Raw genomic sequence first — 12720 nt, 5'->3', positions numbered from 1 at the left:
CTCTAACGCATTGGTGCCGCTTGGTCAGGCGGCGCTTCAGGCGAAGTGGCAGCCGACTGTGCCATGGTTGCCGAAATCGGCAACGAAAGTGTCGCCGCTGCGTGCCTCCACCGCACGCACGAACGAACCGGAGAGCACGATCTGCCCCGGTTCGATCGCGTCGCCATATTGCGCCAGGCGGTTGGCAAGCCAGGCAATGCCGCGGGCGGGGTGGTTGAGAACACCGGCGCCCAGTCCGGTTTCTTCGACTTCGGCGTTGCGCGAGACGATGGCGCCCATCCAGCGCATGTCGACCGCGTCGGCCCGCATCGGTCGTCCCCCAAGGATCAGCCCGGCATTTGCAGCATTGTCGGCGATCGTATCGGCGATGCCCCGCGCCTGCTGCGTCTCCGGATCGCGTCTGACGATGCGGGTATCAAGGATCTCCAAGGCAGGAATGACGAAGTCGGTCGCGTTGAGCACGTTCAGGACGGTGACGCGCGGCCCCTTGAGCGGCGCCTTCATCACGAAGGCGATTTCTGCTTCTACTCGGGGTTGGATGAACCGATCGGCGGGAATGGTGGCGCCATCCTCGAACAGCATGTCGTCGAACAGCACGCCGGAATCCGGCGTGTCAATGTTCAGCGCCTGCTGCATGGCCTTCGAAGTCAGCCCGATCTTGAAGCCGATGATCCGCCGGCCGAGGTCCCGCTTGCGCCGGACCCAGGCGGACTGAACCGCATAGGCGTCGTCTATCGTCATGCCGGGATGCTTGAGGGACAATAGGCCGATTTGGCTGCGATCGACTTCGGCCTGGTGAAGACTCTCGGCTGCTTGTGAAATCTCGGCAGGGCTGAGCATACGACCGCTTCCTCTCGCATGGACGCAACCATGGCCTTGCGATGGGCATCCGAAGGGTTTCGAGCGTTCAAGGCCTGGATATCATCGCCGAAACAGCCGGGATAGGAAAGGCTTGGTTGCAAGACGCCTCGCGTCAGACGGACTGCGTTGCCAGCATCATGCCGAGGCCGATGAGGATGGAACCGCAGGCGCGCGGGACCAGCCGGCTCTGGCCGCCAGCGAAACGGCCAAGGGTGAGGGATGCGAGCAACACGGCTGCGACATCAGCGGCCGACAACGCCAGATTGACCAGCATGCCGAAGACCAGAAACTGCAGCGAGACCGGCATCGCCGCTGCCGGATCGACGAACTGCGGCAGGAACGTCACGAAGAACAACGCGGTCTTCGGGTTGAGGATTTCGACGAGGATGCTGTCGCGCAACACGCCCGGCCCGGTGTCCGTCTTATGGCCGCCATGCTTGCCGATGCCGAGCAGCATCGTGGCGCCAAGCCAGACCAGATAGACGGCGCCGGCGAGTTTGATCGCTGCGTAGACAAACGGTGCGTGACTGAGAAGGGCGGCAAGCCCGAGGGTTGCGGCTGCGATATGCACATAGCAACCGATATGAATGCCGAGAGCTGCCAGAAAACCGGCCTTGCGCCCATGGGCCAGTGTCTGGGCGGTCATATAGAGAATGGCTGGCCCCGGCATGCAGGCAAAGATCGCCGTGGCGACCGTAAACGAAATCCAGTGCTCGATCGAGGGCATCGCAGTTCCTCCGGTTTGCCGGCTGCTCCTCGGGCAGTGCGGCATTCGTCTCGACCCGGTCAGTCCGGAAATCGAGCCGGCAGAAAACTACGCTTGGTTGTGCCTTGGCGACATACGGCAGGTGCCGTATTTCGGAGCCGCAAACCTGCGGCTAAAGATGGGGTGGTTAAGGGAATGTCACCGATGGAGCACGCGCAGCATGCGGATTTCAGCCAATGGGCAGGCCGATGCGAACCGCGTAGGCGGCGATCTCGGCGGCGCTATGCAGGCTCAGCTTGCGCATCAGGTTTTCGCGGTGCTTGCGTGCAGTGAGAGGGCTGATGCCAAGCCGCTCGGCAATCTCGCGCGCCGTCAGGCCCTGTGCTGCGAGCGAAAGGATCTGCATTTCGCGCCTGGTCAGAGGAATGGGCGAAAGCGCTTCGTCGTTGGCGGCGGGCAGTGTCTGTCGTTCCGGGTCGCTGACTGCAAAACGTATCGATTGTGCGAGGTAGATTTCGTTGGCGCCGAGCGCGTCAACCGCAGCGGCAAGCTCGGCAGGGTCGCCATTCTTCGTGAGATAGCCGTTGGCGCCGGCATCGATGGCGGCGCGAACCGTTCGCGGCTCGATATTGGCGGTCAGTATCAGGATCTTCATCCTTGGGGCGATCGCGCGAAGGTCGGCAATGAACTGGATGCCTGCCACACCCGGCATGCCGAGATCGAGGATCAGAAGGTCTGCCGGCTCGCTCCGGGCAAGCGCCAGTACGGCTTCGCCATCAGCGGCCTCACCAACCACCGATATGCCTTCCATCGTCAAAAGCAGCATCTTCAAGCCTTCGCGCACGATGGCGTGGTCGTCGGCAACGGTGACGGTGATGGCCTTCGACATGTAAGCAATCCTTCATTGAAATCAGCAATTGTCGGCAACGATAACCAGTCCGGCGAGCAGAGGCGGCGCAATGGAACAGCGTGAGCGATTGCAACCTCTCCTGATAGAACTACTATTTCGTCAATCTTACGCGGTGCTGTTCGCAAATTTTGCCATTCCACTACCGGTTGCCTACGTTCTGAAGGAGTGGGTGCCGTCAGACTTGCTTGAGGGATGGATCGCTGCCCTCTACGCGCTGACAATGGCACGCATCATTCTCGACCGCTGCTATCGCCGCAGTCCTCAAGCCGAGCGCAATGCGAACTGGCGCAGATGGGCGTGGCGCTTCGCGGTTTTGTCGTGGTCGTCCAGTGCTCTTTGGGGAATGCTCGCCGCTTTTGCCTTCCTGCCGGAGCAGCCGCACGCCCTGGCCTTCGTCTGCATCGTCGTCACGGGGCTTGCCTGCGGGGCCGTGCCATCGCTCTCGGCATTTCCACCGGCCTATGCCGGCTCGCTGCTGGGGATGCTGCTGCCATTTGCGTTTCGCTGTTTCATGGGGGAGGGCGCGATCTATGATATCTATCTCGTCTTCACGCTCTGCCTTGTCGGGGTCAATCTCTACTACAGCCGGGTGACCTACCGTTCGATCGCCGAGACGGTGCGCTTGCGCTTCGAGAATCTGGCGCTGATCGGCAGCTTGCAGGAAGAGCGGGACCGCGCCCAATCGGCCGATCGTGCCAAGTCACGTTTTCTCGCGGCTGCCAGCCACGACCTGCGCCAGCCGATACACGCGTTGAGCCTGTTCATTTCCACCCTCGCGGCGCTCGGCCGTAACGGCAATGTCACCGCCGCGGATGCCCGCGATCTCGCAGGTCGGGCGCGTTCGGTGATCGGCAATCTGAGCGGCCTGCTCGACGCACTTCTTGACATCTCCAAGCTCGACGCCGGCGTCGTGACAGTCGCGCGCGAACCATTGGCGTTGGGGCGCTTGTTGACGGATCTGCGGGAGGAGTTCACCGGTCTCGCGAAGGGGCAGGGCCTGGAGTGGCAGGTCGTCATGACGGATGTCTGGGTCCATACCGATCCGATGATGCTGAAGCGTATACTCGACAACCTCGTTTCCAACGCGTTCCGCTACACCAGGAGCGGTCGCGTGCTGCTCGGGTGCCGCCGTTGCAACGGCGCGATCGAAATCCAGGTATGGGACACCGGCATCGGCATTCCCTTGGAGGACCAGAAAACGATCTTCGAGGAGTTCGTGCAACTGCAAAACCCGGCCCGAGACCGGGCACAGGGCCTCGGCCTCGGGCTTGCCATCGTTCAGCGCATGGCCGATCTACTGGGCCATCCCATCCGGGTGCGCTCCGTCGAAGGGCGCGGGTCGATGTTTTCGGTGCTGCTGCCGATGGCCGCGCCTGTGCCTCTGCAGGGGCGGGGCGATCCGGCAAAGCCTGCAACGCCTCGCCTTGGCGGCATCCTTGTGATCGATGACGAGCGCGATGCGCTTGATGCGTTGAGCCTGCTTCTGAAAACACTCGGTTATAGTGTTTATCCCGGTCGTTCCGCCGCCGAGGCCTGCCGCAATCATACCAAAGCCGCCCGGCGCGGGCCGACGCCGATCGACCTGGTCATTAGCGATTACCGGCTCGCCGGCGGGCGAACCGGCTTGGAGGCAATCGGTGAAGTCGTGACCTATCTCGGTCGCCCCGTACCCGTCATCGTGCTTTCAGGAGATACCTCTCCGGCACGCTTGCGCGAGGTCGGCACCAGCGGCCATCATCTCTTGCACAAGCCGGTCGATGCCGAACATCTACAGGAGGCAATCGATGCCTTGTTGAGCGAGGCACGCAAAACCGCAGCCGAATGAGGTTTACCCCTATTCGATGAAGACCCGGACGCTGGCAGCCCGCCCGACTGCGTCGATAACCGTGAGGGTGGAATAACCGGCGCCGTCCGGCTGCCATTGAGTTGTCCGTCGGCGGGTGGGGTCGGGAAGCGGCCTGCCGTTTGCGAGCCACCGGAAGGGCGCGCGGCCGCCCTGCAGCTTCAACGTCAATGGCGACAAGGTCTCATGGCCGACGCCGAGTTCGACGCGCGCGCCCTCCGGCGGGAAGACGATCTGTGGGGCGGGCTCGCGCGCCGAAGCGTTGACGAGACCGCTCGCTGTCATCGAAAAACGGCGCTGACTGATCGGCAGCTCGGTCTGCGAGATGCGAACGGCACCTGACGGCGCATCCGGCAGCGGCGTGACGGGCAACCCGGACTTGGCAAAACCTTGAAAGAGAATGGGCGCGGCTGCGCCATAGCCGGTCAGGCCCGGAACGGCGCCATTGTCCGGCCGCCCGACCCAGACGCCGAGGACATAACGGCCGTCGTAGCCGACCGACCAGGCATCGCGGTAGCCGTAGCTGGTGCCCGTCTTGTAGGCGATGCCGCGCTGGCGGCTTCCCGCCGGCGGCAGGACGGCGGAGAGCACATCAGAGACATGCCAGGCGGAAACGGCAGACAGCAGCGGCTCCCCGTCGATCAACCCGGCCGTGTCGGTGATGCCATCGCCGAGCCGCACCGGGAAGCCGCGATTGGCAAGGCTCGCGTAGAGTTGCACGAGATCGCGCAGCGTCAGGCCGACGCCGCCCAGGCCGATCGCCAATCCGGGAGCCTCGCCGGCCGGCAGCACTGGCTTCACCTCGGCACGGCGGAACCGCACCATCAGCCGGGCAGGGCCGACGACATCGAGCAGGCGGATGGCGGGTACGTTGAGTGACAGTTGCAGCGCCTGTCGCACGCTGACGTCGCCCTGGTAGCTCATGTCGAAATTGCGCGGCCGATAGCCGAAGAAGTCGGCCGGACGATCCTCGATAATGGTTTCCTGGCTGACCAGCCCCTCTTCGAAGGCGAGACCGTAGATGAAGGGCTTCAGCGTCGAGCCGGGCGAGCGGGTGATCCGCGTCATGTCGATCCAGCCCGAGCGGCTTGCATCGAAATAGTCGGCCGAGCCGACTTCGCCGATGATCTCGCCCGTGCGCGCGTCGGCCATGATCATGGCGACGGACACCCTCGGGCCCAGCTTGGCGGCGCCGTCGTGCGCAACCGCCTCGAGGCCGCGCTGGACGTTGCGGCGCAGCGTCGTGTGATGTTGCACGGCCGTGGGCTGCTTGCGCAACGCTGCTTCTGCCAGATGGGCGGCATAGGCCGGCAACTGGAGGCGGCGGGTGGGAACGGTCGTCATCGCCGCGCGCTCCGCCTCGCCTTCGCCGATCACTTCGGCAACGGCCATGCGGGTCAAAACGCGCTCGCGTGCCGCTTCGGCCGCCGCATGATTGCGATCCGGCCGGCGCCTTTCCGGCAATTGCGGCAGTGCCACCAGCAGTGCGGCTTCGCCTACAGAAAGGCGCTTCGGCTCCTTGCCGAACCAGGCAAGGCTTGCTGCGCGCACCCCCTCGAGATTGCCGCCATAGGGCGCGTGGGTCAGATAAAGATCGAGAATCTGGTTCTTCGAAAGCCGGCGTTCGATCTGGATCGCACGGGCAATCTGGAGCAGCTTGGCGGCGATGCTTCGCTGCTCGCGCGGTTCGATCAGCCGCGCCACCTGCATCGAAAGAGTGGAGGCGCCGGAAACGATGCGGCCATTGGTGACGAACTGCAGCGCGGCGCGGCCAAGCGCGAGGAAGTCGATGCCGGCGTGCTCGCGAAACCGTTGGTCCTCATAGGCGACCAACATCCGCAGGAACTGCGGATCGACGTCATCGACAGTCGTCTTCAACCGCCAGAGACCGTCAGGCGTTGCAAAGGCCCTGAGCAACTGGCCGTCGATGTCGAGGACCTCGCGAGACACGATGCCGGCCGCCTCCAGTGGCGGCGGAAATGCCTGATCGGCCTTGTTGAGCGCAAAGGATGACAGCCCCGCCAGCAACAGGCCGGCGGGGATCGCGATCAGTAGTTTTTGCCTTATCGACATCATCAGGCCTATTGGGCTGCCAGGACCTCCATGCGCCCGGTTGCGGTGCGTGCCGAGAACTGCGGCCGGTACATGTCTTCGACGCTTGCGGCGGGATGATCGTAGACGCCCGGGTTCACCGCCCTGACGACGTAAGCAAGCGTCAGCTCACGGCTGTCGCCGCTAGCGCGGTCGAAGGCGGCGACGAAGCGATCGTTACGGAATTCCGTATGCGTCGCGGTGATCTCACCGAGCCATTCGAAGTTCGTCAGCTGGGCGCTGTCGACAAGGCTCGGGTTGTCGATCTGGAAGCCTGCCGGCAGCAGGTCCGAAACAAGCACACGGGAGGGCCAGTCGTTGGTTTCCGTGACTTTCAGCACCACGACATAGCGTTCGTTCTGCCTGGCCTGGCTGACATTGGCCTCAGTACCATCAAGAGTGTAGTAGGTGCGCTCGATGGCAAAGCCGTCACCGCCGGCCGACAGCGGCTGGGCTGGGGCCGCAACCGTAGTGACCACGGCAGAGACGGCGTCCGCCCCCTCGTTCCTGATCACCACCGGATGAGACAGAAGCGCATCACCGGTCATCCGAGCGGCGTAGCTGCCGGTCTTCGACGCGCCGTTGACGTCGAGCAGCATGTCCTCGTCACCGCCCTGAACCGCGCGGGCTGCAAGCAGCATCCAGGCCTGTTCCTGGGTGCTGGTGTATTTCTTCTGCTCCCATTGCCGGGCGACGACCTTCGACAGTTCCGGGATCATCGGCGGCACAGGACGACTTTCCGCGGCCAGAGCCAGGACGGCTGCATCGTCGCGCAGAGAAGAACCATAGTCGGAACGCGACAGGCTGACATTGACGAGGCCCGTCGACATGTTGGCAGAGGACGCAAAGATTTCCTGCGAACGCTGGGCATCGCCGTAGAGCGCCAATGCCGCCGCGATATGAGCCTTGGCCAGCGGCGTCGGGAAATCGTTGATCAGCGTGTTGGCGTAATAGCGGATGTCGTTGACGGCGGCCTTGCGATTGCGCGCGAGTACGTAGAGCGAATAGGCGATCTCGTTGCCGCGATCCTTGGCATTGGTGTCGTAGCCGAGGCCGTTCTGGAGGTTTTCGAGCGCCTGCACCATCGCTGCCTCCGGCACGTCGTACTTCTGTTCGCGTGCGCGTGTGAGGAAGTCGGTGACATAGGCATCGAGCCAGAGGTCGCCATAGCCCGGGCCCCAAAGGCCGAAACTGCCGGAAGACGACTGGTAGGAGAGCACGCGGTAGATCGCCTCCTGCACCCGTTTCGTCACCTCGCCGTCATCGGCAAGGCCCGACTGCTTCGCCAGTTCGCTCAGATAGAGAAGCGGCAGCGCCCGGCTGGTCGTCTGCTCGGCGCAGCCATAGGGGTAGCGGTCGAGCGCCATCAGGATGGCGGGAATGTCGAAGGCTGCCGACCGGGTGACGCTCAGTGAAACCGACGCGCCCTGGAGCACGCTGTCGGCCAGCAACTGGCCGTCGATCGTCAGGCTGCTGCCCGCGGCGAGGTTGACCACCTGCCGCTGCGTGACCGGCAAGGTGGCCGGGCGCACGGGAATGTTGAGCGCCTGTTCGAGCGAAAGCCCAGATGCCCCGGTGAGCTGCACGGTGACGAGCCCGTCGCCTGCGTGCTGGCCGACCAGCGGCAGCGTCAGAACCGACTTGCCACCCTGTTCGAGGCGTACCGTTTCACTGGGGCCGGTCTGCTCCACCGTCGCCGGTCCGTTGGTCGTCAGTTGTACCTGATAGTCGCCGGCCGGGGCGTCGGTGTTGGCGATATCGAGCCGCAGTTCGGCGCGATCTCCAGGCGCGAGGAAGCGGGGCAGGCTCGCGGTCACCACGATCGGGTCGCGGATCACGACGTCGCGGACGGCATGACCGACGCCGGACTTGGTCCATGCGACGCTCATGATGCGCGCCGTGCCGTTGAATTGCGGGATATCGAAGCTGACTGTCGCCCTGCCGTCGGAGTCGAGCTTCACCGGGCCTTCGAAGAATGCCACGAGCTTTTCGGTGGGCGGGCTTCCCTGCAACGCGACCTGGCCGCCGTCGCCGCCGGTGCGCAACTTTCCTGTCGCCCCGAGCGAGCCATCGATCAGCCGCCCGTAGAGATCGCGCATTTCGAGGCCGAGCTGGCGCTGGCCGAAATACCAGGCCGCCGGATCCGGGGCTTCGTAACGGGTCAGGTTCAGGATGCCGACGTCGACGGCGGCAATCGTGACATAGGCGTCCTCATTGGCGCCGGCGCCTGCCACCTGCAGGCTGATATCGAGCGGCTTGCGCGGCTCGGTCTTTTCGGGCGCTTCGAGGGTGACGGCAAGCTTGCGCTCGGCCGGATCGACGGCCAACCATTTGATGCCGATCGCACGCATCGGCATGCGGCTTTCCTGGGCGTCGCCGGGGCGAAAGAGGGTCGCAGTCACATAGGCGCCGGCACCCCAATCGGCGGTGACAGGCAGATCGACCTCGCCACCTTCGGCGGCAATCGTCGCGCTCTGTGTTGTGACCAGGTCTTCCGTCCCGACGGTCACGAGCAGTTCACCGGCAAAACGCGGCGAAACCTTGAGCTTGGCGGTCTCGCCGACGGCATAGTTTTCCTTGTCGAGCGCGATTTCGAGGCCGTCGGGCGTTTCGGTCGACGTCGACGCGACATACCAGCCGGCATCGAACTCGACGCTCGACGTCGGTCCGTCCAGAGCGGCTGTCTCAACTTCGAGACGGAAGCGGCCCCAGCCGACGGGCACGGCGATCTCGCCGCCATCGGCGGTCACGTCGAGCGTACCGTTCGCAACCTGCTTGGTGGTGACCACCGGCTCGTATTTCCAGGCGGTTCCGTCGCGGTACCAATGATAGTTGCGTTCGACGCTGATCAGTTTCCAGAGCAGCCCCGGCATGGGCGCCTTAGCGCCGTCGGGGTCAATGGCGACCACGCGGAACTTGCCGACGGAGTTTTCCTGAAGGTCGCCCGAAAATTCCGGCTTGATGCCGATCATCGTCCCTTCCGGCTTCACCGGCAGCGTCAAGGAGCGCTCGACGGCGCGGCCGCCGGCCTCGCGCATGCGCACGGTGACATTGGCGCTGAGGAGCTGCGTCGTCGACGGCACTTCGCTCAGCGCGACGTCGAAGGTCGACTTGCCTTCGTCGTCGAGAGGCACGAGTTCTTCCAGCGGCAGGCGCGTCTCCTCGCTCGCCTCCTCGTCGGCGAGGCCGAAGAAATATCCCTTGAAGGCCGCGCTTTCGCGCGTTGGTTTGAGGACCACTTCGCCCTCGAGCTCGAGGCCGGCTGCCGGCGCGCCATAGAGAAAACGCCCGTCAACCGCGACCTGCACCGGCTCGCCGACAGCAATCTCCTTTGCCTCGCTGGTCAGATCGAATTCCGTGCGATCCGGCACGAAATCGTCGACCAGGAACTGCTTCTCGCCGATCGGCGAGGCCTTGGGGTCGGTGAAGATCTGCATCGTCCAGGTGCCGCGCATGGCGTTTTCCTGAACATCGAGATCGAGCGTGTGGCCGCCGAGCTTACCGCCATCGCTGATCATCCTGCGGTATTCGACGCCATCAGGGCGCAAGAATACGAAGGTGAGCGGCAGGTTCTCGATCGCCTCGCCATTGACGTCGCGGGCAAGCGCTGACGCATGCACGGTTTCGCCGACGCGGTAGATGCCGCGCTCCGTCCAGGCGAGGATGTCGATCGCGCCGGGGGCGGCACGACCGGTGACGCCACGGTCCGAAAGGTCGAAACCGGCCCTTGTCATGTCGAGGAAGACGAAATCGTCTTCGCCGCTCTTGGCCGTGATCACTGCCGGCGTCAGGGCGGCGGTGCCACGGATGAGGCCGGCGGTAAAGGTGGCGCGGCCATCGCCATCCGTCGTTGCCGTGCCGAGGATCTCGTTGTTCTTGGCGACAAGTTGCAGCTCGACGCCTTCGATCGGCTTGGCGGTTGCGAGCGACCGGGCAAAGACGTTGAGGCCGTCGGTGCCAGCATAGGTCGACACACCGATATCGGAGACGACGAACCATTGCGTCGCGCGGGCATCCCAGTCCTGGCTGACGCCGGTTTCCGACGCCGCGGTCAGAACGTAGACGCCGGGCTTGCGCTGCGGCAACGCTTCATCGACCGGGAAGCTGGTGACCACCTCTTTGTTGATCACGCTGTCGATGCCGATTGTGCCCTGCCAGACGAGCTCGCCGCTTTCATCCTCGATGCGCTGGGCGCTGTAGCCGTCGATCTGCGTCAGGAACTGCGAGTTTTGCAGGACCTGCGCCAGACTGCGGTCACCAATGCGGTAGAGCTTGAGCTTGGCGCTGTCGGTGTTGACGGAGACAAGCGGGATACCGCGCCGCGCCGTCGACGGCAGCACGAAGCTGTCGCCGGTGAACCGCACCATCTGCGCGCGGTCATTGACATAGATTTCGAGGCTGACGGGCGCTTCCAGCACCTCGTCGACCGACGAGGGCAGTCCGGTGCGCAGCGTCAGCTTGTAGCGCTGACCGTGCGACAGCCCCTCGACGCAGATCTGGTCGCCCTTGGTTTCAACCGCCTTCGGGGCGGCGCCATCGAGTGTCACGAAGGAGGCATAGTCGGCGCCACTCTTCATGAGCTGCTCGGAAAATTGCACGCAGGCGCGGGGCGACGCGCTATCGGCGTCAACGGTGTTTTCGATGACGCGGAAGCGCTTGCGTTCCTTGAGGTCAAGGTAGTCGGTCTCGACCGTTTTCGATTGCACGAGTTCGAGGCTGGCCTTGTAGGCATTCAGCGAGCCGCGGAAGTTTTCGGCGTTTTCGAGCGACTTGGCGAGAACGGCCAGCGCATGAGCGCGGCTTTCAGCCGTCCGCGTCAGCTGGTAGCCGTTGATCGCGGCAAGGGCGGCTTGCGTGGCGACATCGGTGTTGCCGGTGACCCGGTTTGCCGTGCGCGCCGTTTCAAGCCACAGCTCACTGTCGTCAGGGGTGATCGCAAGCGCCCCCTGGAATGCCTTCAAGGCGCCGTCGATGATGCCCCCGGCCGCCTGGGCGCGCGCCGTTTCGATCAGGCTGTTGACGCCGAAGCCCTGCTGATCGTCGGCAAGCGAAAGGTCAGCCTTGGCGTCGCGTGCGTCCTGAAGGATCTGGTCGGAGAGGAAGGAAAGCCGCGGTGGGGCGCCGAGGTCCGGCTGCACGGCCTGCGCCTGGACGATCTTGCCGGCGATGGCGCCGGGAAAATCGTTCAATTGGTTGAAGTCGGACTTCAGGAAGCACCATTTCACCTTGGGATTGTAGGTGAATGCACGGCAGGATTGGTCCGCAACACAGGCGGTCTCGCATTGATCCAGCGAGACGTTCTGCTCGGTTCGAAGATCGAACCCGAAATAATCAGCGTCCTGGGTGATCTCGACCTGACGGCCGGTCTCGGCCGAAAAAGCGGGGTATCCGGCGGCCAAAACAGATACAAGGAGAGTGGAAAGGCCGAAAAACGCGCGCACAGACATAAGTCCTCCCAACGCAGCCGGTCTCGATAGGGGTTCACTTTCTCAAGGTTCCAGACGGCTTGTCAACCGGAGGCGTCCAAGAGTTGGCCGACAATTTACGCGAGAACGAACGATGCGTCCTGCTATGACGGCGGCACTGCGACAGCGCGCTTAGCCTCTCTGTTCTTTCAGGAAAACGACGAGCGAGCGGCCGGCGTCGAGGATATGGTCCCGGGTGAGCGACGAGGCCAGTTCGGCGTCGCCCTTGGTGCAGGCATCGAGGATCGCCTCATGCTCGCGCGCTGCGCGCTTCATGCCGTCCGTCAGGGTCAGTTGGGCGCGCAGATAACGATCGATACGGTCGAGCGAGGCGCGCACGATCTGCAGGTAGTAAGGCCGGCGTGCAGCCTCATAGAGGCTGTAGTGGAAATTCCGGTTGGTTTCGCCCCACTTGGCCGAATCGGATTCTTTGCCAAACTCGTCACAGTGCCTGCGGGCAAGCTCGAGCGTCCTTCTATCCATGTTGGGCACGGCAAGCCGGATGACCTCCGCCTCCAGCAGCGCGCGAAATTCGAAGATCTCTTCGATTTCCTCGATGGAGAGGCCGGCAACGACGGCGCCCTTGTAGCGTTGCGTCGTTATCAACCCATGCTGCTCAAGGCGCGAGAGCGCTTCGCGCACGGGGATGCGGCTGGTGTTGAACATCTGGGCGATCTGGTCCTGCCGCAGGTTTTCCCCCTCGGCAAGCGCGCCTTCGATGATCGCCTTGCGCAATGCCTCGTAGACGATATCGGCTGCGGAAGCGGCTTGCCTGACATCAACGGCATCGAGTTTCATCGCGTCTAAACCCCGGCGGCTTGTGTCCCTGGCAGCGCGGAAACTG

At 63.9% G+C, this 12720-nt stretch carries 7 protein-coding genes; 1 reads left to right on the top strand and 6 read right to left on the bottom strand.

What is annotated here, in order from left to right; all coding sequences use genetic code 11:
• Positions 1-36: 36 nt before the first annotated feature.
• From hpaH to BC360_RS26885, 3 genes are all read right to left on the bottom strand, one after another.
• Entirely contained in the window at positions 37-840 is an 804-nt protein-coding gene (hpaH, locus tag BC360_RS26895) for a 2-oxo-hept-4-ene-1,7-dioate hydratase (RefSeq protein WP_065797495.1), read from the bottom strand.
• 133 nt (positions 841-973) lie between these two features.
• Positions 974-1588: a LysE family translocator gene (locus BC360_RS26890; protein WP_065797494.1), complete on the bottom strand. Its 615-nt coding sequence runs from the start codon at positions 1586-1588 to the stop codon at positions 974-976.
• A gap of 208 nt (positions 1589-1796) precedes the next feature.
• Complete coding sequence (locus BC360_RS26885; RefSeq protein WP_065797493.1) at positions 1797-2456, bottom strand: response regulator; 660 nt, start codon at positions 2454-2456, stop codon at positions 1797-1799.
• A 190-nt stretch (positions 2457-2646) separates the two neighbouring features.
• Between BC360_RS26885 and BC360_RS26880 the strand changes: the two genes are divergently transcribed.
• Complete coding sequence (locus BC360_RS26880) at positions 2647-4302, top strand: hybrid sensor histidine kinase/response regulator (RefSeq protein WP_244512927.1); 1656 nt, start codon at positions 2647-2649, stop codon at positions 4300-4302.
• 9 nt (positions 4303-4311) lie between these two features.
• On the opposite strand, the gene pbpC is transcribed toward BC360_RS26880, so the two are convergent.
• From pbpC to BC360_RS26865, 3 genes are all read right to left on the bottom strand, one after another.
• Entirely contained in the window at positions 4312-6393 is a 2082-nt protein-coding gene (pbpC, locus tag BC360_RS26875) for a penicillin-binding protein 1C (RefSeq protein ID WP_065797578.1), read from the bottom strand.
• An 8-nt stretch (positions 6394-6401) separates the two neighbouring features.
• Positions 6402-11852 carry an alpha-2-macroglobulin family protein gene (locus tag BC360_RS26870; protein ID WP_065797577.1) on the bottom strand — a complete coding sequence of 1817 codons (5451 nt, stop codon included), beginning with the start codon at positions 11850-11852 and terminating at the stop codon, positions 6402-6404.
• 156 nt (positions 11853-12008) lie between these two features.
• Positions 12009-12674 carry a GntR family transcriptional regulator gene (locus BC360_RS26865; RefSeq protein WP_065784310.1) on the bottom strand — a complete coding sequence of 222 codons (666 nt, stop codon included), beginning with the start codon at positions 12672-12674 and terminating at the stop codon, positions 12009-12011.
• Between the last annotated feature and the right edge of the window lie 46 nt (positions 12675-12720).

The organism is Ensifer sp. LC163 (assembly GCF_001695855.1).
Taxonomy (GTDB): Bacteria; Pseudomonadota; Alphaproteobacteria; order Rhizobiales; family Rhizobiaceae; genus Ensifer.
This window is presented reverse-complemented; position numbering and strand designations above follow the sequence as displayed.